We start from the raw sequence: 26414 nt of genomic DNA, 5'->3' as shown, positions 1-26414 counted from the left end.
GGATATGAAAATTTTTCGAAAATATATTTTAGGTTCATTGGTGCTGATGGTGCTGATCGTTCCAATATCCTGTAAACGTGATTTCCTGGAAATTGTACCTAAAGGTCAGGCGATTGCTGTCACCACAGCTGACTATGAGAAGCTATTGAACGCCAATTATTTGGCAACCCAGTTCACCGCTGGCGTATATGAGGGCGATGAGATGGCTGCCTTGCAACCTTATTTTAATAACCTGGATGGCGCTGATTTGCTCCGGCAGCAACGTTTGTTCAGGTATGAAGCGCGGGTATACAATGCTGCTGACTTGCCCGGCGAGATTACAGGGGAAACGAACTATATCAGGAAACTTTACCTTTTTAATAAAGTCATTAATGAAGTCATGGATTCTAAAGGCGGAAGCGAAGGGGAGAAACGTGCATTGCTCGCTGAAGCCAGGGTGGGGCGGGCAATCTGTAACTTTATGTTCCTATCCGATTTCACCAAACCCTATAATGCTGCTACTGCGGGCGCCGATTTGGGTATACCAAACCTTACTGTGGCAGATGTGAATCAAAAGGATTTTAAAAGAGGAACTTTGCAGGCGGGGTATGATCTTGTAGTCAGTGATTTGACCGAGTCTTTGCCTGATTTGGGGGTGCTTACACATCGCCGCAAGATTTCCAGATTGGCTGCAGAATTTTACCTTTCAAGGGTTTATATAGCGATGAATAATTTCGCCGCAGCCCAAACACATCTTGACGCTGCGTTTTTAGAGGTTCAAAAGGCTCAAATTCCTATGAAACTGTATGATTATACAGTGGTGCTGGACCCAAAAAATCCAGGTGCCACAGGGTCCTGGTTTCCGGAAGGCCCTTTCGGTCTGTCCAATGTCCCTATTGCAGCCAACAATACAGAAATTATTTATAATATCAATGCAGGTTGGTTTCAATTTCAAGCTGTTAATGCATTTGTTTTTAGTCCGCAGACCGCTGCCTTATATGCTCCAACTGACAGCCGTCTAAACTTGTATTCGCCTTACAAATTGTCTACGACTACAGCATATCCACTGGGAATGCGACGGCGGAATACAAATTTCTTCGATGGAATAAATGTCGGACCCTCGCTACCTGATTTATATTTAATGCGTGCAGAGTGTAAGGCGAGGTCAAATGACCTCGTCGGGGCAGTAACCGATTTGGAAGTTTTGCGCGCCAAACGAATTGCTGGCACAGCCGCTCTTGTTCCTTCCGGCATTGCAGCAAGCCAACAAGCGCTTGTGAAATTTATTTTGGACGAACGCATCCGCGAATTCGCCATCACTGGTTTACGCTGGCTGGATATGCGTCGTCTTTCTGTCGACCCGGTATACAGCAATCACATTGACTTTACACACAGGATTTACGGTCCGAACGGCATCGTGACCGCCACGTATCAACTTAAACCTGAAAGGTTCGCGCTTAAATTTGGAGAGCGGATGCTCAATGAAAACAACGGTTTGGAAGAAAATCCATAGCATAAAATAACAGTTAACAAATTGCTGCCGACATAGGCAGCAATTTGAAATTCAACAGAGATATGAATAAACTAATGATCTGGGCAACTGCTTGTATGTTGCCGGTATTGTCAAGTGCACAAACCACTTATCACATTAAAGGACAGTTGCCAACAGGCTACCAGGCAGTTAAAGCGGTCATGTCTTACCCGCCTGATGATAAAGGAGGGGAATACAAATCGGACACCGCGCTGATCAAAAATGGACAATTTGGATTCAGCGGTGAGATCGGAAGGCCTCAGCTTGCGGAACTCAACTTAATCATGCCGCGTTCTAAGGCGAAGCCGGACCGGCAGAAATTGTCTGACGAAAGTGGCAACATGAAAAATGTAGGCCTGTTTTACCTTGACGGTGACGTCCATGTAACCTTTGATCGTGAAGGAATGGCGTCCTATACGGGTGGGGGAAATGAACAAAAAGCATGGGAGTATTATGGAGGTGAGGTAGGTAAACGATCAAAAGCTGGAGATAAAAACAAGGATGGTTTGGCGCTTATTGCTGATGCAACCAGGGAGGTGATCCGTAACTATCCCGACAGTTACGTCGGCGTTGATCTATTAGATATTTTTACGCAGGCAGCTATTAATCCTGGTCTTGTCGGGCCGATGTACCTTGGATTGAGCAAGCGCATGCAGCAATCTGAAAAGGTGCTGAAATGGAAACCGAAATTAGACAAGGCAAGAGATCTTGTAAGCGGAAATGTCGTGGCTCCTGACTTTACCATTAATGATACTGAAGGTAAGCCAGTTTCCTTAAGCGCTTACAGAGGAAACTATGTTTTGGTGGATTTTTGGGCCAGCTGGTGCGTACCTTGTCGTCGGGAGAACCCCAATGTTTTAGCCGCCTACGAAAAGTATAAGAATAAAGGTTTTAAAGTATTGGGTGTTTCGCTGGATACTGACAGAAAGTTGTGGTTAAAAGCCATTAAGGAAGATAAGTTGCCGTGGAAGCAGGTTTGCGACTTTAAGGCTGATCAGGGTAAGGCAGCAAAGGCCTACGAGATCTCTAGTATACCCTCCAATGTATTGATCGATCCCAATGGAAAAATTGTGGGTAAAGACCTTAGAGGCGGTGTGCTCCATGACCGCCTGGCAGAATTAATCAAATAATGATGAAGCCATCATAGGCATACCAGCTTACAAACGGCAATGAATATGCCTATGATGGCTTCGTAACAATTTAAAAGGAAATATATACTGATGAAAAAAATAGTCTTTTTGCTTTTGATGATTTCCAGCACGGGCTGGGCACAACAGACTGCAAAAAAAAACAAATACGGGATCAATGAGTTCATGCTGATAGAGAGGGTTGAGGACCAGGAAAAAAAATACAATGAGGTTCTTAAAGAGCCCGCTGAAAACCTGACACCTACTGCCTTAAATGATCTTCGGGCGGAACTGGCTTATATGTGGTTGGCGAAAGGGAATGTAGAACGTTATAAATTTTATAAAGCGACCAAGCCGAAATTTTCTTTCCGCCAGGTGCTTTATCTATCTTATGCCGTAGAGAAACTGTTTGATGAAAAACGGCAGTATGAGGACGCAGCGCAAATTTCCCAGGAACTATTAAACGATGCCGGGATTGAAAGGACTTGCGTATTGTTAGAGGTAAACGCGGCCGCCAATGCTAAGCTGGGTCATGTAGATGTGGCCAGAAAACAAATGGCCAGGTCGGATGCTGATAAAGGAAGCGCTGACCGGCTAATTAAGTATTTTAAGGATTCACAGTCGAATTACCTCAATCGCCTGGCGATCGTAAAATTGGCTGCAGGAGAGCATCAACAGGCATACGATATCCTCGTTAAAGCTTTTAGAGAGGCCGAGAGCAACCCGTATATGGTGGATACATTTAAAGAAGCATTTAAAAAAGTAAAGGGAACTGAGGACGGATTTGAAGAGGAACTCCAATCACTGAAACGCGAAGCTTACCAAAAATACTATAAAGAAGTTGAGAAATCCTATGTGACGTCTGCACAAAAGACGCTGGATGGAACCATTCCTGATCCAAACGATGCCAGGAAAAAATTGACCACCTTCCGTGCTACGAAACCCGTTCACGGGGTTACTATGAATAACCTCGAGGGAAAAATGGTTAACCTCGGTGATCAAAAGGGGAAGATCCTTGCGCTGGATTTTTGGACTACGCTGTGTACGCCCTGCGTTGCAGCTTTCGCCGGATTTGAAAAAGTGGTTGCCGATTACAAGAAAGATGAATTCCAGCTGTTCGTTGTGAACTTATTTGAGGACGATCATGCCGTTAAGGCTTTTGCTGCACAGAAACCCGTCAGACTTGACGTCTTAAGGGACGAAGAGAATAAGGGGTACGATGTTCGCGCAACGCCAACTAAAATCGTATTCGATCCGATGGGGAATATCAGGTTCTTCGCCACCGGTTATGCCGGTTCTACCGACCGGGAATACTATAAGCTGAAAGCCATGGTCGAAATCATAAAAGCACATGGTTAAACGAAAGGATATGAGAGTATTAGTTGTAATGATGGTACTGATGTCCACGTATGTATACGGGCAGCAGTCACAAAAGGAGATCGCTAAAAAATTTAATGCCCTTGTAAACGTGGAGGACCAGGAACGGTTCTATAATGAACTCCGCTCAAAATCTCCTACAGACCCGGCAAAGCCGGCGCCATATGGTGAATTTCGTGCGCAGTTGGCGATCGACTGGCTGAGAAAAGGGAATATAGATAAATATCATTTTTACAAGAATACCAACCCCAAATTTACTGCGATTCAATTGTTTGAACTTTCTAACCTGCTGGAATCCTGGGTAGACGACGATCAGCATATTGAATGGGTACAACAAATTTCAAAACAGGTTTTGGGCGAAATCACGCTCAAAAGTCACGATGATACCTTTGACCGGAAAGGGGTTTTGCTCGAAGTGAATGCCTTGGCTAATGCAAAGCTCGGCAACTTGGCTATTGCGATGGAAAATATCAAAAAGTCGGATAAAAATGCCATGTTCAGGAAAATTCCTTATTTCAGAAATTCCAATGCCAATTACCTGAACCGTCTGAGTTTGATCTTAATAGCGGCTGGCCAATATCAAAAGGCATTTGATACCTTGTCCAACGCGGTGCGTACTGCCGTCTCTACGCCAAAAACAGTTACCAGTTTGAAGCTGGCCTACCAGAAGGTAAAAGGCAGCACAGCCGGAATGGACAAATTTATTAGTTCACTACAGGAAGAAGCCTATCAAAAAATTGCAAAGGAAGTCGCAGAAGCCTGGATGGCTGATACTAAACCTGTACCGGATGTCTCTTTAACAGATATGAACGGCAAGTCCATTAAGTTATCTGATTACAAAGGTAAAATTGTGGTGATTGATTTTTGGAGTACAGCTTGCAAACCATGCGTTGCGGCATTTCCGGCATTCGAGCGTGTAATTGACTTGTATGGTGACGAACCCTTTCAGTTGTTTGTAATCAATGAAGGGGAAAGCCCGGAGATTGTCAAACCCTTTATGGAAAAGAAAGGGTACAAACTGGATGTGTTATTTGATCAGGATGAGACAATTTTCAAAGCGCTGGGCGCATTGGGTACTCCTCAGAAATTTATCATTGATGCGAAAGGAAACATCAATCAAACAGGCACTGGTTATGCCGGTTCAGATGACAAGGAATTTTATAAGTTGAAAGCTATGGTGGAACTAACCAAAGCAAAATCTTGATCGGACGATGTTAAAGGGTTTACAACTGAGTTTAATCAGCCTGTTTTGTTTTGTTTTCATAAGCTGTAACGCGCAACATAATCCAGCAGCCAAAAACATTGAAAAGCTCATAACGAATGTGGTTGACAAGGCAATGGCAAGCAGCGTTTACATCATCGAATGGGATACGTTAAAAAATCAGGTTCAGAAGGACATTGATGAGGCAAGTGGCTTCACAGGAGTAGTGGTTTCTGCTGAAGGGCACATTCTGACCGTATCACATGCCGCAATGCCTAACCAAATTTATAGGGTGTCATTTCCGGATGGGAGCAAACATATCGCCATTGGCCTGGGCCGGATCGGATTACAGGACGGGGAAAAAGATTATGACATGGCAATGGTCAAAATCCTAAAGCCCGGAAAATGGCCGTTCTCCAGGATGGCGCCCAGCCAGGAGTTGAAAATAAACCAGCCGGTAGTGAGCATCTCCTATCCAGGTGCATTTTTTAAGCAAACGCCAAATGTCCGCTTCGGGCGAATCTCTGATATAGACATGAGCGACGGTTTTATTGAATCTTCTGCAAAAATGGAACCCGGTGATTCCGGCGGTCCTTTGTTTGATGCGCAAGGACGGGTAGTGGGCATACACAGCTGGATCAAGGAAAAAGAAGATCAAAATTATGATGTTCCGGCTAGTCATTTTCTTAAATACTGGACAGCACTGAATGTTGCCAAAGATTATACAGAATTTCCAGCCGCCGACGAGTTGCCTGCTGCAGTGTCTTCCGCACCGATGCAAACCGTTCCTTCATTAGAAGAGGTCGCCGGAATTTCAGCTCAAAATCAAAAAAGCGTGGTGATGCTAAGGAGTAGCCGTGGAACACAACAATTATCGATTCTGGCAACCCTGCTTGGTTTTAACGGGGCTACCTATATTGTCAGTAAGAGTTCAATGGTTGGAAACAACCCCAGGGTTAAAACAGGAAATAGCACCGTGGCCGCTCAGATTCTAAAAAGAGATAAGGAGAATGACCTGGTACTGTTAAGCACATCCGGGAAGATGGAAGGTGGGATCAGGTTGGGAACTGACGCTAAAGATCCGGTCTTAAAGCGAGGCGACCTGGGTAAGGTACTCATCTCGGCTATAGCTAACGATTCAATTAAAGTTGGGGTGCTCAGCGCCACCTATCTTGATGTGCCTTTGAGCATCTGCCTTGAAGCTCAGCCGACAGTAAGCCATGCATCTTATGCATATCCAGGCGGAAGGAGTGCCCGTTCTGATGGTTTCAGGAATGTACTGGTTCATGATGCGGCCATTAAAGCAACTGAATGCGGGAGTCCGGTATTTGATAGCGAAGGCAATTTCTATGGTGTAAATATCGCCAGGCGAAGTCGTACTTCAACGCTGTTGATGCCTGTAGCCACACACTTACAATTTTTAAAAACAGAAACAAATAGCAAATGAAAAAAATATTTTTTACTGTACTGATGCTCAGCTGCTTGAGCGCAGTAGCGCAACGAAGCGGAAAAAATGATACCAATTCTAAACTAGCGTCACTAAAGCATACAAAAAATAAGGCGGTCCTTAACCAAAGGATCAAAGCGTTGGAAAATGGTTCCGATCAGGATTTGTGGACATTGATCCAGTATTATGATAAAAATGAAGTTAAAAAAAATGCGGTAACCAGGATGCTGCTTCAAAAGTATCCCCAAAGTAAAAACGCTCAAATGATGAGAATCACTTCCTTTCTTAAGATCAAAGGAATGGAAGACATAGAAACTCATCTGCAAAACATGATCAAAGACTACCCTAATGTCAATTTGGATTTGGAGAAAAGCTTTGTGGCCAATATGTACGCTAATGAGATGAATCCTGCGAAAACACTGCAATATCTAAACTCCATTGATGATCCGGGATTTCGATTAAAGGCCTTAGTGATGGCCACTGAAGAAATGGCTGCCATAAATCCTGCAAAGGCTCTGGATTTTGCCTCCGGCGAATTGGAGAACGTCAAAAAAGTGAAAGATATGACAGCCTTAAATGGGTCGCGGAAAATAGATCCCAAATCGGCTTATGATGATTTTATTAACCTCTATGGTAAGCTACTCTTTAAAGCCGGAAAGAATGAAGAAGCCTTCCGTTATACTGCTGAAGCTTATCATAACATTAAAGAAAAGGACGAGGAGCTGATTGAAAACTATGCTTTTCTGTCCAGCCTGAACGGCGACTACGTACAATCGTTGCCCATATTGGCAAAAGCAGTAGCGGCAGGAAAGTTTGAGCAGAAATACATCGACCAGGTAAAAAAAGGTTATACAAGGTTGAATCCCGGTAAGGATGCGGAGGTCTACGTCCAGGGGTTAAAAAATACATTTATCAAAAAAATCAGGACAAATATTTCTTCAATGATGGTTCATGAAGCGGCACCTGATTTTACGGTAACTGATGTGAACGGGAAAAAAGTTTCGCTGGCTGATTTTAAAGGCAAAACCATTGTGTTGGATTTTTGGGCAACCTGGTGTGGTCCGTGTGTAGCGTCATTCCCTGCTATGCAGATGGCTGCCAACCGCTATATTAATGACCCGGAGGTAAAATTTCTTTTCATTTATACCTGGAACAACGTACCGGATTTGTTAAATGACGGCAAAAAATTTCTGGCCAGTCGTAACTATACATTCGATTTGTATTTGGACCCGAGAAACCCAGACACCAAGCAGAGTGCAGCTGCAGATGCTTTCAAAATTGATGGGATCCCGGCCAAATTTATCATTGATGGTAAGGGAATGATCAGGTTTAAAGTATCGGGATTTGAAGGGAAGGCTGAGGCCGCGGCAGAGGAAGTTGTACAGATGATTGAAATGGCCCGCAAATAGCTATGACCAAACTCCTTATAGTCGGCGAAAAAGATATCGATCATCCACTCCGGAAAAAGCACCATAAAATGCGCTGGAGGGTACTGGGAGGGTACTGGAAATAAAAAAGCACTTACAGTAATATGTAAGTGCTTGATTTTGTTCGTCGGGACGACTAGATTCGAACTAGCGACCCCTTGCACCCCATGAAAGGAATTTTATGGTATTTTGAAGTGTTTTAGAGTATTTTTTGTTTTGTAAAATGTTGATTTTGAATTTTTAATGAGTTTTTGGGTGTTTGTAATTTCGGCTTGATTATCCCGTTAGTTTTAGTTTGGTTTTAGTTTATTAAAAATTAGCTATACTTGAACTGCGACTTGAACTGGAATTTCTATTTCATTTTCTACCCTGATAGCGTTATAGATATCAATACCAATCTCAGGATTTAATATTTCCAGGCTGACAAATAGTGCGTAAGGTACCTCCTGCTCGAGGTCGATGCTCCAGCCGCGGTGACCTAACACTGCCAAATTAAACTCTGATGGCAAGGCATTAGCTTCCAGTATTGCCCAGTCTTTCTGTAAGGTAGAATCCTGCCTCTTAAAAGTCTGGACCTGTCCCCAATTGCCACGTTCGCGTATCTTCCAAGGGATTTCGGTATACTCTTCCTCCCACTCCCCAGCTTCCACTATTTCACCTTCTTGTTCATCAGCAACATTAATAACGCGTCGTGTAAAGTCATCTAAAGACTCACCTAGTTTGGAGCTTTTCCAGTCTAACCACGTAGAAAGATAGGAAGACGTTCGCTTGCGTGTACGACGCGGACTGGCCTTGTAGGAAAGAGTAACCTCTATCATCACTTGAAAATCAGCACCAGGCCTTCTGATCTGATTTGGTATCCGAAGCGTATAAATATCAGTATGCTTTGCATTGATGCTACCAGTGGCAAATAGCGTAACGCGTCTGGTATTATTGTCAAGTGCCCGGAATATACTGGGTACGCCATAGCCAAAGTGGCGTAGATGATCTTCTCCCGGTTGATGTAATGCATAATCTGGCAATCGTGCTGACTGCACAATGAGTCCCCGATGAAAAAGACAGCTTTCAGTTCTGAAAGTATGCTGTAGTACTGCTGCAATATGAGCTACCTTTGGTGCGGCATAAGATGTGCCTACACTATCCTTGCCTAGTGCCTCCTGGCTGGTCTCTATAGACTTCACTAGTTGTGGCGAAGTAGTATGATGCTCTATGATATTTACCCTTTGACCCTTTTCTCTTACTAAATCACCACCAAACTCAACAACATCTGGTTTAATCATGCCCCATAAACCAGGCCCTGTACGAGAAAATGGTGAGGGTGCAGGATAATTACCGAAAGTCTTTCCAAAAGAAATTCGGTCATCGTCTTCGTATTCACCTATGGTTACAGATCCCACTGATAACGCAAAACTGCTCTGTGCTGGATTGGCAACACGACAGTAACGCTCCGTAAGCAAATAGCGAGGATAAGCATTACCACCTACAATAAAATCATGTATTCCAGGACGACCTGGTACTCCATACTTAAATAAATTGCCGACCGCGACGACAAATAGTATGTCTCGTTCCCACATCAATTTATCAATGGCCGTAGCCCATAAAGACATGTGATTGGTTTGACACGGGGCCGAACTGGATACGGACAAGTTGTAAATCTTCGTAGGAGAAAAATCATTGACGATCTGCTGCATTAAATTAGGCAGGAATATATTATCGCTTAGCTTGGCTCTTCGATTAAGTATCCTTGCATTTTGAATCCAGAATGGTAAATTAATGTTGCCGTCAGCGGGAATGTCATATGGGTAAAGCGCAGCTCCAGCCACTCGAGTACCGTGCCCTCCACCTGGAGCATGGTCAGCTACTGTATCTTCTCCAGGTACATAGTTTTTTGAGGCCAAGTGATCGATAGCAGGGTTCAAGAGCCTGTGTCCTTCCATAATTCCACTATCTATTATGCAAACTTTGGGTGCGTCATTGGGAGGTGCATTAATCTGGACTTGTGCTACTCCATCTTCATTGACAGCATTGAAAATGCCTTCCAAATAATCATGTTCTTGAATTTCAAAAACATAGGGATAATTATAGAGGATATCCTTCAATCCTTTCACTAATATCTTTGCACGAATACCGAAACTATCACTGTAGTCAAAGGTTTGAATGATGCTGCCATAATGAGATACAATTCGGGAAAACTGTTCCATGCGTGCGTCCTGTACTTCATCTCTTTTATTTACCTTTTCCATCCAGCGCTCCATTCGCTGGTCATAGCGTTGCTGTGTTTCACCCTCATTACGAATCGGCTTATCAGGTACATGAATATTACAAGCAATGCTGATGTCCAGATCTAACACTTCATCATCTGAGAGATTGTCGAGTTTCTGTTGTAGATCGGCAGACAGAACATATTCTCGCTTCCAGCCAATCCCACTATCAATTTCCCAAAGATAAGCTGTACCTTGGTTAGTAGCGGAATCGAAACGATTGATCTTAGCCAACAATTTATTAAACGCATCTACACTGGCTCCAATGATCCATCCTTCATCTTCTTCCGAAATAACTTCAATACCAAAGCCTCTGAGTTGGTCCACCAGAAGACCCGCGGAATCGATCTTAAGCAAGATAGGAATGATACGCTGATCGATATCTGCTTCGATCGGTAATCCGGCTATATCTTGTAAAGATGTTGCCCATGCCACTCGCAAGTTGGCAATATTGCGCCGGAGGTTTTGGCTGTGACCTCGTCTATTGTCAAGATTACCCTGCGTACGAGTAGATCTGGTCCGAGGGAAAGCTGATCCTTGATAGTTTCTTCTTTCTGCTCTTTGGGGTAGTGGTAGGTGTGGTAAGGTAGGCATTAAATGGAATCACATCATTTATTGAAAAATGCGTTTTCTTTAAGCGCACTATCTAGATGGCGCTGTTCAATGATCTGTTTACCTTCGATGACGCAGCTTTTCGCCGCATCTCGGGCAATCTTTACGATGGCTGCAGCCGAAAAGCCAGTCATCTTTTCTGAAGTACTATTTAGCTTTACATCCTTTGATAAGGTAAAGGCTGCCAGTGAACTTTTAAGGAGACGTTGCACCTCTACTGGCTCAGGTTTAGGCATTTCGATGATCTCGTCGAACCTTCTGAACAGAGCATTGTCGATAATTCCATTCAAATTAGTAGTCGCTATCAAAATACCTTCAGACTGATAATCTTCTAATAGTCCTAGCAACATATTAACTAAGCGGTGCATTTCCCCAACATCGTTTCCCTCGCCACGTGCCTTTGCAATAAAATCAAACTCGTCCAGGAGCAACACACAGGGATAGTGCTCCAAGGATTGAAATAATTTTTTAAGATTTGATGCTGATTCTCCTAAATAAGAAGAAATAACAGCCTCAAACCGAACTTTTAAAAATGGCAATCCTACGTTCCATGCTATTCTTTCGGCAGCCATGCTTTTACCACAACCAGGAGCACCATAAAGCAATATTTTCTGCTTCGGTTTTAGGCCATACTTTGCTAATCGTTCTCTTGCAACATATTCTTTTTCTATGCGAAGTATCTTATGTTCGATGTCTTGAGAGAGCACCATTTCGTGACGGAGACAATCACGTTGAATTACCTCTGCAAGTGGAATCTTAAACCGGTTATCGGTTGGAATGGTGACATTACTTGGCAAAATGGTATTAAGTTCCTTTTTAAAAGAGCCATAAGACTGGATATTTTGATTAAGAATGCTCTTTAACTTACCAGCCAACTTTATATGCCCTTTAGATTCTTCGTCTACAATAATCTTCTCGGCAACTCTAACGATATCATCAGTCGCCTCACCCTCAATGGAACGGAAAAGTCTGACTAACAAATCTTGATTCATACTAGTGCCTTTTAATCAGAAAAATACAAAAAAAGATGCGAAGATAAAAGTTTTTATTATAATTAGCGATGTCGGCCCAAATATACTTGCGCTGTTTCGATCTATTGCTAGCACTCTATTTTGATCGGAATTGGATTGAAAAGAATAATACCTTTAAAACAGTTGACAATAGCTCTTTTTATCTAATTTGTCAAGCAATGTTATTAGTTAACGTTTATCTTCAAGATGCTAAGTTGATAGAATGAATTCAGAAACTGCAAAAGTATCTTTCCTACTTTGTTTCAAAGATGTAAGAGGAGAGATGTGCTCAATCTTAATGGGGTGTGTATTATTCTGAAATAATTTATTCCTACTATGGACGAACTATAGATAGGCGCTGTATCGGTTTTTCTAAATGTTTTGGTAGGAGATTAACGAAAATTCGAGAAGGAAGTTTTAGTCTGGTTTTAGTTTTGGGCTGAAAAAACAAAAGACTTACGAATTTTTACATTCATAAGTCTTTGATTTTTAAGTCGGGACGACTAGATTCGAACTAGCGACCCCTTGCACCCCATGCAAGTGCGCTACCGGGCTGCGCTACGTCCCGAAACTTTTTTCCGGTGTGTTTCCCGTTTGACGGGGATGCAAAAGTAGGTAATTATTTGAATTAAAAAAATATTGCCTTACTTTTTTTCAAAAAAAGATAGTTTAACTACTTGGTTGTCTTTACAAAACAATGTAGGAATAACGAATATTAAATACAGATTTATTCATTCCAGGCTGATAATCAGTCCCTCTTTGAACCTCTGGTGATGAAATAAATAATCAATCCCACCACCAGCGCCACGATAAAGATACCGGTCCATACGCCGGCTTTAAAGATACCACCAACCACTTCACAGCTGGTCATCATTATTACGATCATTACTAACAGAAGATAAGAGCGCTTTTTCATGGATGTATTTTTAAATGAACGCGATACACATCCCGTACCAAAAAATATTTGTATTTGTCAGAATAATTGCACAGCTTTATCTAACTCAACCAAAATAGTTATGAACACAGGGAAAGCAGTACGCGCAGACCTCAAAGTGGTGCCTTCCCATTCCTCACTTTGGGGACGACTACTGGAGGGAGATCGCCACGCCTTCGCCGAAATATATGAAACCCATGTTGATCACCTCTATCATTATGGCATGCATTTCTGCCGTGATCATGAAAGGGTGAACGACAACATCCAGGACCTGTTCCAGGACCTCTGGCTGACCAGGGAACACCTGAGCCCGCAGGTACAGCATATCCGCTATTATCTTATCAGCAGCCTGCGCCGCCGCCTGCTCCGTTCCCTGCAGCGGGACCGCCGCTGGCAGTACCGCGACTCCTGGGAGGGGTTTGAATTTGAGTTCACCACCCCGCAGGAGAACAAACTGATACTGGAAGAGACGGCAGCGGAGCAAAAAAAATTACTTCAGGCCGCCCTTGGCAACCTCACCCGCCGGCAACGGGAGGCCATCTATCTCCGTTTCTATCAGAACCTCAGCTACAATGAAGTGGCTGGTATTATGTCCATGCAGGTAGATTCCGTGTACAACACCATCTCCAAAGCGATCGCTATCCTCAAAAAGAACCTTCCTTTCCCGCTGCTGTTGCTGTTTTTAGGAAGATGAAAAAAAATCTTCCAAAAAATGATGAGAAAAGACCCGTTACCTGCTCTTTAGTAAAAAGACCGCCTCTTGGCCCGTAAAGATTATTCATCCTACACCGCCCGTGACTTTGCCCTGGACGAAGATTTCCAGCAATGGGTACTGCAACCGGCCACCCGGAATGTGTTCTGGGAACGATGGCTGGAACAGCACCCCGAAAAGGAAAACGATGTCCGTGAAGCCCGGCAACTGCTGCAAGGCATCAGTTTCACGTCGTTTCAGCTCTCATCGGAGCAGAAGGATGGGCTGTGGGAAGCTATCTGCGGCGGACTGGAAGGGGAGGGGCCAACCCCGCAGGAACCTACCCGCACCAACTGGTGGCAACTGTGGAAATACGCGGCCGCCCTGCTGCTGGGCATGCTGATCGCCGGCGGATGGTACTGGTGGAAAGCGGAGCCGAAAAATACCATCCTCAGCTCCCATACCCGCCTGGGAGAAGTGAAAACATTCCTGCTGCCCGATAGCTCGGAAGTAACGCTCAACGCCAATTCCCGCCTGTTATATGCCTCCGCAGGCAAACAACGGGAGGTATGGATCGACGGAGAAGCTTTCTTTCATGTTAAACACACGGCATCCCATCAGAAGTTTATTGTGCATACCTATGACAACGTCCATGTGGAAGTGCTGGGCACACAGTTTAATGTCAACAGTACCGGCAAAGAAGTGGTCGTGGTGCTGCAGCAGGGAAAAATACAGCTTAACATCGAAGGCCGCAATACCTCCCTCGCACTGCAACCGGGAGACATTGTACGGTACAACAAACAGGACGGCGATTTCACCAAAAGCAGCGTCAATGCCGATCAATACGTATCCTGGCATACCGGCCGTCTCGTTATGGAGGACTATTCCCTTGCCGATGCCGCTACCTTTATGCAACAGGTGTTCGGTAAAACCATCATCGTACCGGATACCCAGCTGCTGAAATACAAAGTGTCGGGCTCTATGCCCATCATCTATAATGCTGATACCATGCTGGTACAGCTGGAAAAGGTTTTCCGAATGAAATTCAACCAAAAAGGCGACGAAGTCTGGATTCAAAAGAAATAATACCCGCGTGAAAGGCAGGCCACCTTTTACTGCAACCAAAGTCTCATAATTATATTAATCGTCAAAACCCGTTCACATGAAGAGAGGTTTACGTGTGGCGCTACTGCCCTCTTTAGCCCTGTATTTCCTGTTTCAATCGGTTGCGGCCACGGCTCTGGCCGCAGGCGGCAGCCGGACGGTCCCCCCGCATTCCGGGATGGACCAACCCGATGAATCGTCCCTGAAAGATGTGCTGCACCTGATAGAAGAACGCTTTAATGTATCCATCGCTTACAAAAGCAACCTGGTGAAAAGTAAACGGGTACAACTGTCCGTGACCAGCTGCCAGACACCGGAAGAAGCGCTGCACAAAGCATTGGCGCCATTTAACCTGCATTTCGAAAAATTAAGGGAACACTTCTACATGATCACCGAAAAACCGGCGGCCGCATCACCTGCCGCCTCTTCCGCCCCGGTGCAACAACGCCCGGTAAAAGGTACGGTGAAAGATGAAAAAGGAAATCCCATCGCCGGCGTAACCGTTAAGGTGCCCGGTACCAGCATCGGCACCGTCACCAACGCAGACGGCGTCTATGCTATCTCCGTTCCCGGCAGAAGCGACGATCAGCTGGAAGTGACTTTCATCGGCTTCGAGCCACAGCGTGTAGCCGTTGGCGATAGGCAGATGGTGAACTTCGTCCTTAAAGAAGGAGCCAGCGCACTCAACGAAATCGTGGTCACCGGTTACACCACCCAGAAGAAAAAGGACCTCACCGGCGCGGTAGCAGTGGTCAACATCGAACAACTGAACCGCCAGCCCACCGCACAGGTAACGGAACAACTGCAGGGACAAGCCTCCGGCGTAACCGTTATCGGCTCCGGGCAACCAGGGGAAGCACCCCAGATCAGGATCCGCGGTATCAACACCTTCGGTTCCAACTCCCCGCTGTACGTGGTAGACGGCGTACCGACAACGGACATCGCCGACCTCAATCCGAATGACGTAGCCAGCCTGCAGGTGCTGAAAGACGCCGGCGCTGCCTCCATCTACGGAGCCCGCGCTTCCAACGGCGTGATCGTTATCACCACCCGCAGAGGCTCCGGTAAAATATCCGTCCACTACGACGGTTACTACGGCCGCCAGCAGCCTAAAAAAGGCAACGTCTGGAACACCCTCAATCCCACAGAACAGGCCCAGCTCCGCTGGATGGCCTACACCAACTCCGGCCTTAATCCACATACCCCTCAATATGGAAATGGCAACGCACCGGTCATCCCCGACTATATCTCCCCGGACGGTGGCATGGAAGGAGATCCCGACACCGACCCTTCCAAATATTATGTGAATCCCAACTTTACTGATCAAAACGATTATAACAACTTTCACCGTATTGTACGTGCCAACAAGGCCGGGACTGACTGGTATCACGAAGTCTTCCGCCCGGCCCCCATCACCAGCCACAACGTAGCGGTAAGCGGTGGCGGGGATCGCGGCAATTACCTCTTTTCCCTCAATTACTTTAATCAACAGGGTACGCTGCTCAACACTTATCTGAAAAGATATACGATCCGCTCCAATACCCAGTACAACATCACAGATCACATCAGAGTGGGGGAAAATCTCGCTTTTTCGATGACGGAAAACCCTGCTGTGGAAATTAACAGCTCCGACGCGGCCATCGGCCACGCCATGCGCGAACAAAGCATCATACCGGTGTACGACATCAAGGGCAATTTTGCTGGCTCCTGGGGCGATGCCCTCGGAGACGCCCAGAACCCGGTAGCGATGCAGGCTCGCACCAGAAACAACAAAGGCCTTAACACCCGTTTGTTTGGTAACATCTACGGAGAAGTGGACTTCCTGAAATACCTCACCTTCCGCACCAGCTTCGGTGGTGAGATCTATTCCGGGTGGTCCCACTCCTTTACCTATCCGCAGTATGAGAACAAAGAGAACAACACCTCCAACTCCTACTCGGAAGGGTCCAACAACGGCCACAGCTGGACCTGGACCAACACGCTGACCTATCATCAGCGCTTCAACAACGCGCACGACCTGAAAATACTGGCCGGCACGGAAGCGTTCGACAGCCGCAGCCGCTCCGTTGGCGGTACCACCAAAGACTACTTTACCTTCGATCCCAACTTCCCGGACCTCAGCACCGGTACCGGCACCCAAACCAACTACAGCAGCCGCGCACAGGAAGGACTCTACTCTCTCCTCGGCAGGGTAGACTACTCCTTCCGCGATAGATACCTCGTCAGCGCCACCATCCGTCGCGACGGTTCCTCCAAATTCATCAACAACCGCTTCGGCTGGTTCCCGGCAATAACCGCAGGCTGGCGCCTCTCAGAAGAAGCCTTTATGAAATCACTCACCTGGATCACCGACCTCAAAATCCGCGGTGGCTGGGGTATCATGGGCAACCAGCTCAATCTCAGCGTCAATAACGGCTACTTCCTCTACGGGGGCAAACGCAGCGCCACCTACTATGATCTCGCCGGTACCAACAACGGCCTCACCGCCGGTTTCTCAGGTATGCAGATCGGTAACCCCGACGCCAAATGGGAAAGCGATGTCAACGCCAACATCGGCCTGGACGCGTCCCTCTTCAAAGGTGAACTGGACTTCTCGTTCGATTACTACCGCAAGGATATCAAAGACCTGCTGTACGATCCCGAACTGCCCGGCCTCGCCGGTACCGCCGCACAACCCTTTGTCAACATCGCCCAGATGAAAAACCACGGCTTCGATTTCTCTGTCGGCTGGCATAAACAGTTCAGCAAAAAACTGAAGCTGAATGTCACCGGTACGCTCACCACCTACAAAAACGAAATCATGAAGATCGCCGATGGGGTGGACTACTTCGATGGCGACAGCCGCCGCTTCGATGGCAGCAACATCATCCGCAATGCAGTTGGGCAACCGGTTTCCTCCTTCTTCGGCTACCAGATCGATGGCTTCTGGAACAGCGCAAAAGAAGTGACCGACGCCGACGATAAAGTGAAAAAAGCCACCAACGATCCGGAAGCTTTCTACCAGGAAGGCGCCGGCATGGGACGCTTCCGCTATAAAGATGTCAACGGCGATGGCCGCATCACTCCAGATGACCGTACCTTCCTCGGTAATCCCAACCCCGACTTCACCTACGGTATTAACATCGGCGTAAACTACCGGAACTTCGACTTCAATATCTTCCTCTTCGGTACCCACGGCAACTACATCTGGAATAACGTACGCTGGTGGCGCGATTTCTACTCGTCTTTTGAAAGCGCCAAAAGCAAAACAGCCCTGTATGACTCCTGGCGTCCCGACCACCAGAACGCGAAAGCGCCTATCCAGGAAGTGGACGGCTCCGTCAGCACACAAGGCGTTCCCAACTCTTACATGGTGGAAAATGGCGCCTACCTGCGTGCTAAAAATGTAACACTTGGTTATACGTTGCCCGCCGGCTCACTGTCACGGCTACACGTACAGAAGTTCCGGGTATACGTACAGGCGGCCAACCTGTTCACCATCACCAAATACTCCGGTATAGATCCCGAAATCGGCGGTTCCAACATCACTGACTTCGGCGTGGACGAAGGCGCTTATCCCAACCAGCGCCAATTCCTCATCGGGGTGAACCTGGCCTTTTAATCGTTGCTCATTCTAAAAAAACAGGACCATGAAAACATTGTATCATATAGTACTGGGCGCTTCTTTCACCGCACTGCTACTCGCAGGTTGCAGCAAGAGTTTCCTGGAACGCCAGCCACAATCGACCTTACAGGAGGAAGCCCTTACCAATAAAAAAGGCGTCAATACACTGCTCATAGGCGCTTACGCCGCGCTCGACGGGCAAGATTACAACGACGATATGATCAACCTCTCCGGCGGCAGCGGTTACGCGGTATCGCCGGACAACTGGATCTATGGCAGCGTAGCCGGCGGCGATGCCCACAAAGGCAGCGACCCTAGCGACGCAGCCTCCATTCTTCAGATCGTCACTTTCGCCGCCAACTCCAGCAACGGCTTCTTCAATGATAAATGGCGGGTAAACTACGAAGGTATCCGCCGCTGTAACTTCACGCTGCATGTACTGGCCAACGTGAAAGACATGACAGACGCGGAAAAACAGGTGATCGCCGGAGAAGCACGCTTCCTGCGCGGACACTACTACTCCGACCTGAAGAAACTGTTCGACAAAGTGCCCTGGGTAGATGAAAACTCCACCAGCTACCAGAAACTGATCGTGGATGATTTTAAACTACCCAATGACCAAGATATATGGCCAATGATAGAGGCGGATTTTAAGTATGCCGCTGATCACCTGCCTGAAACACAAAAGGAAATAGGTCGTGCCAACAAATGGGCTGCAGTGGCTTACCTTGCTAAAACACTGCTCTACCAGAGTAAGTTCGCCGCGGCTATGCCGCTCCTGGAAGACGTGATCCATTCAGGCGTCACCACCAAAGGCGTGAAGTTCGGCCTCATGGACCATTTCCATGACAACTTTGACGCGTTCACCGAAAACAACAAGGAGGCGGTATTCTCCATTCAATACAGCGCCAACGATGGCTCCGGCGGCACCGGCAACGCCAATCAGGGCCAGATGCTGAACTATCCCTACAACGGCCCCTTCAGCTGCTGCGGTTTTTATCAGCCTTCGCAGGACCTCGTAAATTCCTTCCGGACCAACGACAAAGGACTGCCTTACCTCGATGATTTTAACCAGCATCCGGTTAAAAATGATATGGGCGTGTCCGATACCGTTGCTTTCACACCGGACAATGGTTACCTGGACCCCCGCCTGGACTGGACCGTGGGCCGCAGAGGCATTCCTTTCCTCGACTGGGGGCTGCATCCGGGTATGGCATGGGTGCGCAATCAGCAGTCCGCCGGCCCGTACGCCGCGCTCAAAAACGTGTACATGCAGGTGAACCAGGACAAGTTCTACGATGGCAACTCATGGGCGCCGGGCAACGCGATCAACTACGTACTGATACGTTATGCTGACGTATTGCTGATGGCGGCGGAATGCCAGGCCAATGCCGGTAGTCTGGAGAAAGCGGAAGCTTACGTGAATATGGTCCGGGAACGGGCCGCCAACCCGGTAGGCTGGGTGAAACAATATATCGATCCTGAAGATCCGATGGGCGGTAATACCGAAGAGCCTGCCGCTAATTACCACGTAAGCCCCTATCCTGCGGGAGCTTTCGCGGGCGGCGGAAAAGACTATGCCCTGAAAGCCATCCGGTTTGAACGCAAACTGGAGCTGGCCATGGAAGGTCACCGTTTCTTCGATCTGGTAAGATGGGGGCTGGCACAGACTGAAATTAACCGCTATTTCAACTATGAAAAAACGGTTACTTCAGATATTGCTACCGGCAATTTCTCCGCCAGGAACAAATACTACCCGATTCCGCAGCGCCAGATAGATCTGAGCGTGAAAAACGGAACATCACAACTGAAACAGAATCCGGGATATTGATTTGCGGATTTTTTGATTTACGGATTTTGGGATTGCTGGAATAATAAGAGCGAATAAAATAAACAAAGGTCGAAGCGATACATCTTGCTTCGACCTTTGTTTATTTTATCTTTTCTTCAATGATTCCCAAAATCCCAAAATCCCAAAATCCCAAAATCCGTAAATCCCAAAATCCCTAAATATTCTCCGACCAGCTTAGCCCGCCGGGCAGGCTCCGATCGGAGAACTCGATATGCACTACGCGACGGTTGGAGCCGCTGGCGCTGCGGGACGATGCATGCATCAGCAATGGCCGCATGATCATGACACCGCCGCTTTTAACGCTGCAGCTGACTTCGGGCGTTTCCTGCAGGGAAAGGGTGTCCGGACGTACAATCCCCTGTAAATGCGTGCCGGGGATCACCTTCAGCGCTCCGTTCAGCGCGTCGGTATCGTCGAGATGAAGACGGATGGTATAAATATTCTCCAGCAGCGACAGCGGAGGCTGCACGGCATATTGGTTTTGTTTGACGGTCCATGGCCCGAAACCTTCTACCGGTATCTTTTCTCTCACGGAAATCGTAAGGTCCTGGTGCCACGCCACAAACCAGTTGGACTGTCCGGGTTTATCAAAATAGATGGATTTTACCGGCACGTAATCTTCTCCGAACAACGTATGAATCAGGTACATCAATGCAGGCGTAAAAACAGCGGGCCGCACATCCGGTACCGATTGCAGAAACTGCCGGATGGCAAACAGGTCGGCCGTTTTGCGGAACACAGCCTGACGCATATCTGCCTGCGATATCAGCCGGAGGATCGTTTGTACTTCACCGCCGGAAAACAGGTCTTCCACAACAGTATATCCCTGTGTGGCAAGCTGCTGCCGATGTGTTTCAATATTCGGTATCATGCTCAAATGTAGGCGTTATTTGTTGAACGATGTTTCATTCACCCAGTGAAACCCCCGGGTCATCAGCAAATAATGATCAGTGTCTTTTTTCTGCAGATGAATTTGTACACTGTCGTGGCCAATCGTGCCTTTCATGATCATCGTGTTGTCGAAGTTGAGGGTATAGTGCATGTTAACAGTGTCCACATTCTTATTGATGGTCGTTTCTATGGTACGCAGCCCTATATCTATCCGTACTGCGCCTCCCGTTACGCCGGAATCATCGCGGATCAACAGGCGGCGGCCTTTCTCAAAATACAGCTTTCGCCATGCCGGTCTGTTTATGGTCGTCTCTCCGGGTAGGGAGAGCGATTTGAAGCTGGTCACCTCGTAGGTACCGTAAATGGCCCCTTCGGTGGTCAATTGTTTGACTGACTGACGGATGCTTATTCCCGTGGCGACGGCGCCCCACAGCACCCATGCCACGGCGAGATACCGGACGGTGTTAAACACATACCGTTTCCAGCGGGTGGCAAACACCGGGTAATATCGTGTAGTGGCCGCTACCGGCTGTTGCGTTAAAAAGAAGCGTGCCAGTCTTTTGATGTCAGGCGTGAGCAGGAACAGGGCGGTCAACAGCAGATGACTTGAAAAGAGTTTCACGCAGATATCATAGAAGAAGTTCATTGCCACGACGTTCGTCATCACCGCTATGCATACCAGGGCGCCCAGCAGGCGGGTGCGACGGAACAGTAACAGCAGGCCGCCCAGGCATTCAGCTATTCCCGAAAATATCGTATAGCCGCGGGAGTAACCCATGAATGTCCAGGCAAGTCCCATCGGGGAACTTTCACCCAGGGGCTGGTCCAGCTTGTAAAGCGAGGGCGCTGCAAACTGTCCGGGGAATACTTTGGCAACACCATACCGGAACATGACGATCGCCAGTTGGTAACAGAGCACGACCATCACCCAGTATTGTATTTTGTCATAGTTTTTACGCTTTCTGTCGATGACCGACCAGAGAAGACAACCGGCCAATGCCGCGAGCAGGATACAAAACAACTGGAGATAGTTAAACGTAGTATCACCGCTCCCTGCCGGCCATGCTTCGATGTGATAATCTTTCCCGATCAGCAGTTTGCCTGCCCAGGTAACGGCTTTGTCCCACCAGGTCCGGGGAACGAAGGTCGCGCCATAATAAAACACCAGGTAAACGGAAAAAACACGGAAAAGTATCCGGTTGATGAGCGGCCACGTTGTAGGCTCGTATTGGGATAACTGCATAAGGTTAGTTGGATGACGTTACGATGATAAGAAATATTTATGGCGCCCGCAATGTCTTTAGCACATTTTTAACAGCACCTGATAAGATGGCTGTTCGGAAAGAATACCTTATTTTTAAATTGTTAAAACGAGAGCCCATGGTGCATTTGTTTACTCCGTTGCAGCTGAGGACCGTCACGCTGCGTAACCGCATCGCGGTATCCCCTATGTGTGAGTACTCTTCGGAGGATGGTTTTGCTAACGACTGGCATCTGGTACACCTGGGCAGCCGGGCGGTAGGTGGCGCCGGTCTGGTGCTGACAGAAGCGGCGGCTGTATCTCCTGAAGGGCGCATCTCCCCGCAGGACCTCGGCATCTGGAAAGACGAACATATTCCTGTGTTGCAACGCATCACGGCATTTATATCGGCGCAGGGCGCCGTGCCGGGCATCCAGCTGGCCCATGCCGGCAGGAAAGCCAGCACATTGCGGCCGTGGGAGGGAAGCGGCAAAGTGGCGCCGGAAAATGGCGGATGGGAGGTATATGGTCCCAGCGCCGTTCCGTTCAACGAAGTATATCCGGTACCGGTAGCCCTTACCCAGGAAGGGATACTGGAAGTGTTGAACGATTTCAGGAAAGCGGCCGCCAGAGCGTTGCTGGCCGGCTTTAAAGTGGTGGAAATACATGCGGCGCATGGTTATCTGCTGCATAGTTTTCTGTCGCCGCTGAGTAACCACCGGACTGATGAATATGGCGGGAGCTTTGAAAACAGGATACGGCTGCTGTTGCAGACCGTGGAATCGGTGCGGGCGGTATGGCCTGCCGAACTGCCGCTGTTGGTGCGCATCTCAGCAACAGACTGGGCGCCCGGTGGCTGGGACCCGGAACAGTCGGCACAGTTGGCGGCATTATTGAAAACGGAGGACGTAGACCTGATCGATTGTTCTTCCGGCGGACTGGTGCCGCATCAGAAAATCAATATCGGTCCGTTATATCAAACACCTTTTGCCGCGAAAATCAAAAAAGAAGCTGGAATAGCGACCGGTGCGGTGGGGCTGATCACCACGGCGCAGGAAGCGGAATCTATCATTGAGCAGGGACAGGCAGATATAGTGCTGCTGGCGCGTGAACTGCTGCGTGATCCTTATTTCCCTTTGCGGGCGGCTCATCAGTTGGGCGATACCAGCGTGCAATGGCCGGTACAGTACGAAAGAGCAAAGCCCCGCTGATAGGGCCAGCGGCCGGGGGCATTAGCCCCGGCCGTGCAGGATATTTTCAATTTTTTCCAGTTCTGTTGTGGTAAAAGACGCGTTCTTCAGCGTATCCAGGTTGTTGTCCAGCTGGGCTACAGAGCTCGCGCCGATCAGTACCGTGGTAATACGCTTGTCTTTCAGTATCCAGGCCAGCGCCATCTGGGCGAGGGATTGGCCGCGCTCCTGCGCAAGGCTGTTGAGCTGCCTGATCCTGGTAATTTTCTCCTCAGACACTTCGTTTTCCTGCAGGAAGCCACTGGGTTTGCTGGCGCGTGATCCCGCGGGAATACCATTCAGATAGCGGTCGGTAAGCAGCCCCTGTGCCAGCGGGGAGAAAGGGATACAGCCGATACCGTTAGCTTCCAGCACATCGAGCAGACCGTTTTCCACCCATCTTTCAAACATACTGTATTTAGGTTGATGGATCAGGCAGGGCGTACCCAGTGATTTCAGTACGGCCGCGGCCTCCTGTGTTTGTTCAGCGGTATAGTTGGAGAGGCCTACATAGAGCGCTTTTCCTTGTTGCACGATGCTGTGCAGTGCGCCCATGGTCTCTTCTATGGGTGTTTCCGGGTCTGGGCGGTGGGAGTAGAAAATGTCTACATATTCCAGTCCCATACGGCGCAGGCTCTGGTCCAGGCTGGAGACGAGATATTTACGGGAACCTTTATCACCATAAGGGCCGGGCCACATCAGGTAGCCGGCTTTGGTGGAGATCACAAGCTCGTCGCGCAGATGCCCGGTGAAATCCTGCCGGAGGATACGCCCGAAATTCTCTTCCGCACTGCCTGGCGCCGGGCCGTAGTTGTTGGCGAGGTCAAAATGGGTGATGCCTTTGTCGAAAGCCTGGCGGATAATGCTGCGGCCATTTTCATAGTTGTCAATAGAGCCGAAGTTGTGCCACAGGCCAAGTGATATGGCCGGCAGCTGCAGGCCGCTTTTACCGCAACGGTTGTACGTCATGGTATCATATCTGTCAGTAGCGGGTGTATATTGCATGGACGGTGTTTTTTCCGGCAAACAAGATAATAAATCAATTACGAATTACGAATTACGAATTACGAATTACGAATTAATATGGGGAGATTAATTTCCGGACTATAAAAGCGAAGACCTGAGCCGATGATTCGCTCAGGTCTTCGCTTAAGAAATTCGTAATTCGTAATTCGTAATTCGTAATTCGTAATTCGTAATTAATCCTGTAATTGTGCTTCGGGCACGGCTACACGTCCTGCCTGGATATCTTTCAGCTTGTTGCTGTTCTGTACTTTGGAAGGTACAGGACGGATGTCCCACACAATGCCCAACCAGCCCAGTGTTTTGATGACATAGTAGCTGATGTCGATTTCCCACCAGTAGAAACCCTGACGGGCGGCGCTCTGGTAGTAGTGGTGGTTGTTATGCCATCCTTCGCCCAGGGTGATCAGCGCCAGAACAAGGCTGTTGCGGGACTGGTCGCCGGTATAATATCGTTGTTTACCGATTTTGTGCATCAGGGAGTTAATAGTGAAAGTACCATGGTATAAAATAACGGTGCTCAGGAAGAAACCGATCAGCAGGGTAGAAAGACCCGCTGTCCAATCGAACCATCCGGTACCGTTTACTTTGTTGCCTACGAAGTATACTGCGACAGCCAGTATAACGGCAGGCACCATATGCCATTTGTTGAGCCAGAACAACTCTTTCGCTTTGTGGTCCTTGATCAGGTCAAAACGGGTAGGTTTGTATTCAGGTCCCATGATCCAGCCGATATGGGCGTACCAGATGCCGTAGATGTTGGCAGAGTGCGGATCTTCGGGTGTATCACTGTGTTTGTGGTGAATACGGTGATTGGCAGACCACCAGAGCGCACCTTTCTGTAAGCTGCTCTGCGCGCCACCTGCAAGGATAAATTGAAAAAATCGCGACGTTTTGAAAGCGCGATGAGAAAAATACCGGTGATAACCGGCCGTCACAAAAAACATGCGCACTACGTACAATACGCCGCACAATATCCAGTCAAAAGCAGTGGTGCCGGTAAAAAAAGCCAGCAGGGGAATCGCGTGAATTCCCAGAAAGTCCACTTGATGCCACCAGTTTGGTGATTTTCTGTCTTGCTTGATCGCCTTATTCATTCTGCAAATATAGTTTCCGTGGTCTATTAAATTTATGATTTAAATCATTTTGACAAAGTTAGGGCATTTCACCGGCGAATCCTTCCATCATAAGCCTGAACTTTTTAGGTAGACAGCTGTTAAGTAACTTATGCATACTCATTGTGTTATAAATATTTTACACAATTTAAATAAAACTAATATATGTCACAGGTCCTGTCAGCTATCCGCAACAATGTAAAGTATTGGTGGCTTTATCTGCTCAACGGCATCATCTTCATCATTGCGGGCTTCATTGTTTTCAGTAATCCTTTCAGCAGCTATGTGTTGCTCAGCATTTTTTTCAGTGTAACCCTGTTCGTGACAGGTATTTTTGAGATCATCTTCGCTACCGGCAACCGAAGGTCCATGCACGGCTGGGGATGGTCGCTGGCATCCGGTATCATCGACCTGGTAGTAGGCTTTATCCTCATGTTGTACCCCGCTATCAGCATGGCGGTCATCCCCATTTTCCTGGGCTTCTGGTTCCTCTTCAAAGGTATCAGCCTGATTGTGTTCGCCATTGCACTCCGCACAGACAAAATCCCCAACTGGGGCTGGGTGTTGGTGGGAGGTATCATCCTGATTATGATTGCCATCGTGATCCTCGACAACCCTGCGCTGGGCGTAGCTACCATTCTGGGAGTCATGGCCGCCGCCTTCTGGATCACCGGTGTATTAAGCATTATTTTTGCCTTCCGGCTGAAGCATGTGAAGAAGTTATTTCAATAACGACTGTAACGGAAAGAACAAGATCCG

Annotated in this window: 19 protein-coding genes and 1 tRNA gene; 12 read left to right on the top strand and 8 right to left on the bottom strand. The window is 47.7% G+C overall.

Annotated features, from left to right (window positions below; translation table 11 throughout):
* Positions 1–4 precede the first annotated feature (4 nt).
* From B5D63_RS20285 to B5D63_RS20260, 6 genes are all read left to right on the top strand, one after another.
* On the top strand, positions 5–1492 hold the full coding sequence (locus B5D63_RS20285) for a RagB/SusD family nutrient uptake outer membrane protein (protein WP_159456091.1): 1488 nt from the start codon (positions 5–7) through the stop codon (positions 1490–1492).
* A gap of 62 nt (positions 1493–1554) precedes the next feature.
* Positions 1555–2640 carry a TlpA disulfide reductase family protein gene (locus B5D63_RS20280; RefSeq protein WP_078670672.1) on the top strand — a complete coding sequence of 362 codons (1086 nt, stop codon included), beginning with the start codon at positions 1555–1557 and terminating at the stop codon, positions 2638–2640.
* A gap of 90 nt (positions 2641–2730) precedes the next feature.
* Entirely contained in the window at positions 2731–3996 is a 1266-nt protein-coding gene (locus tag B5D63_RS20275) for a TlpA disulfide reductase family protein (RefSeq protein ID WP_078670671.1), read from the top strand.
* Between the two features lie 10 nt (positions 3997–4006).
* Positions 4007–5218 (top strand): TlpA family protein disulfide reductase, encoded by a 1212-nt coding sequence (locus B5D63_RS20270; RefSeq protein ID WP_159456090.1) that lies wholly within the window; start codon positions 4007–4009, stop codon positions 5216–5218.
* 7 nt (positions 5219–5225) lie between these two features.
* Positions 5226–6662: a S1 family peptidase gene (locus B5D63_RS20265; protein ID WP_078670669.1), complete on the top strand. Its 1437-nt coding sequence runs from the start codon at positions 5226–5228 to the stop codon at positions 6660–6662.
* A complete protein-coding gene (locus B5D63_RS20260; protein ID WP_078670668.1) occupies positions 6659–8071 on the top strand; it encodes a TlpA family protein disulfide reductase in 1413 nt (470 codons plus the stop codon). The genes B5D63_RS20265 and B5D63_RS20260 overlap by 4 nt, the downstream gene beginning before the upstream one ends.
* Before the next feature lie 338 nt (positions 8072–8409).
* On the opposite strand, the gene B5D63_RS20255 is transcribed toward B5D63_RS20260, so the two are convergent.
* From B5D63_RS20255 to B5D63_RS20240, 4 genes are all read right to left on the bottom strand, one after another.
* The gene (locus tag B5D63_RS20255; protein WP_235021617.1) at positions 8410–10785 is read right to left on the bottom strand and encodes a S8 family peptidase; all 2376 of its coding nucleotides are present in this window, start codon (positions 10783–10785) and stop codon (positions 8410–8412) included.
* 173 nt (positions 10786–10958) lie between these two features.
* Positions 10959–11954 (bottom strand): AAA family ATPase, encoded by a 996-nt coding sequence (locus B5D63_RS20250; protein WP_078670666.1) that lies wholly within the window; start codon positions 11952–11954, stop codon positions 10959–10961.
* A 512-nt stretch (positions 11955–12466) separates the two neighbouring features.
* Positions 12467–12540 (bottom strand) — tRNA-Pro (locus B5D63_RS20245).
* A 180-nt stretch (positions 12541–12720) separates the two neighbouring features.
* On the bottom strand, positions 12721–12888 hold the full coding sequence (locus tag B5D63_RS20240; protein WP_078670665.1) for a phosphatidate cytidylyltransferase: 168 nt from the start codon (positions 12886–12888) through the stop codon (positions 12721–12723).
* Between the two features lie 100 nt (positions 12889–12988).
* On the opposite strand from B5D63_RS20240, the gene B5D63_RS20235 reads away from it, so the two are divergent.
* From B5D63_RS20235 to B5D63_RS20220, 4 genes are all read left to right on the top strand, one after another.
* Entirely contained in the window at positions 12989–13600 is a 612-nt protein-coding gene (locus B5D63_RS20235) for an RNA polymerase sigma factor (protein WP_159456088.1), read from the top strand.
* 66 nt (positions 13601–13666) lie between these two features.
* A complete protein-coding gene (locus B5D63_RS20230; protein ID WP_078670663.1) occupies positions 13667–14683 on the top strand; it encodes a FecR family protein in 1017 nt (338 codons plus the stop codon).
* Between the two features lie 76 nt (positions 14684–14759).
* Positions 14760–18302 (top strand): SusC/RagA family TonB-linked outer membrane protein, encoded by a 3543-nt coding sequence (locus tag B5D63_RS20225; protein ID WP_078670662.1) that lies wholly within the window; start codon positions 14760–14762, stop codon positions 18300–18302.
* 28 nt (positions 18303–18330) lie between these two features.
* On the top strand, positions 18331–20136 hold the full coding sequence (locus B5D63_RS20220; RefSeq protein WP_078670661.1) for a RagB/SusD family nutrient uptake outer membrane protein: 1806 nt from the start codon (positions 18331–18333) through the stop codon (positions 20134–20136).
* A gap of 175 nt (positions 20137–20311) precedes the next feature.
* Here the strand turns inward: B5D63_RS20220 and B5D63_RS20215 are convergent, their stop codons facing one another.
* Together B5D63_RS20215 and B5D63_RS20210 are read right to left on the bottom strand one after the other, a co-directional pair.
* Entirely contained in the window at positions 20312–21028 is a 717-nt protein-coding gene (locus B5D63_RS20215) for a phytanoyl-CoA dioxygenase family protein (protein ID WP_078670660.1), read from the bottom strand.
* A gap of 15 nt (positions 21029–21043) precedes the next feature.
* The gene (locus B5D63_RS20210; protein WP_078670659.1) at positions 21044–22291 is read right to left on the bottom strand and encodes a hypothetical protein; all 1248 of its coding nucleotides are present in this window, start codon (positions 22289–22291) and stop codon (positions 21044–21046) included.
* Positions 22292–22428: 137 nt separating this feature from the next.
* Here B5D63_RS20210 and B5D63_RS20205 point away from each other — a divergent pair, with 137 nt between their 5' ends.
* Positions 22429–23499 (top strand): NADH:flavin oxidoreductase/NADH oxidase, encoded by a 1071-nt coding sequence (locus B5D63_RS20205; protein ID WP_078670658.1) that lies wholly within the window; start codon positions 22429–22431, stop codon positions 23497–23499.
* Between the two features lie 21 nt (positions 23500–23520).
* On the opposite strand, the gene mgrA is transcribed toward B5D63_RS20205, so the two are convergent.
* Positions 23521–24522, bottom strand: a complete 1002-nt coding sequence (mgrA, locus tag B5D63_RS20200; RefSeq protein ID WP_078670657.1) for an L-glyceraldehyde 3-phosphate reductase — start codon at positions 24520–24522, stop codon at positions 23521–23523.
* 194 nt (positions 24523–24716) lie between these two features.
* Positions 24717–25586, bottom strand: coding sequence for an acyl-CoA desaturase (locus B5D63_RS20195; RefSeq protein ID WP_235021593.1), 870 nt, complete (start codon positions 25584–25586; stop codon positions 24717–24719).
* A gap of 234 nt (positions 25587–25820) precedes the next feature.
* Between B5D63_RS20195 and B5D63_RS20190 the strand changes: the two genes are divergently transcribed.
* Positions 25821–26387, top strand: a complete 567-nt coding sequence (locus B5D63_RS20190; protein ID WP_078670655.1) for an HdeD family acid-resistance protein — start codon at positions 25821–25823, stop codon at positions 26385–26387.
* Positions 26388–26414 lie beyond the last annotated feature (27 nt).

This window comes from Chitinophaga eiseniae (assembly GCF_900167135.1).
GTDB classification, from domain to species: Bacteria; Bacteroidota; Bacteroidia; order Chitinophagales; family Chitinophagaceae; genus Chitinophaga; species Chitinophaga eiseniae.
This window is presented reverse-complemented; position numbering and strand designations above follow the sequence as displayed.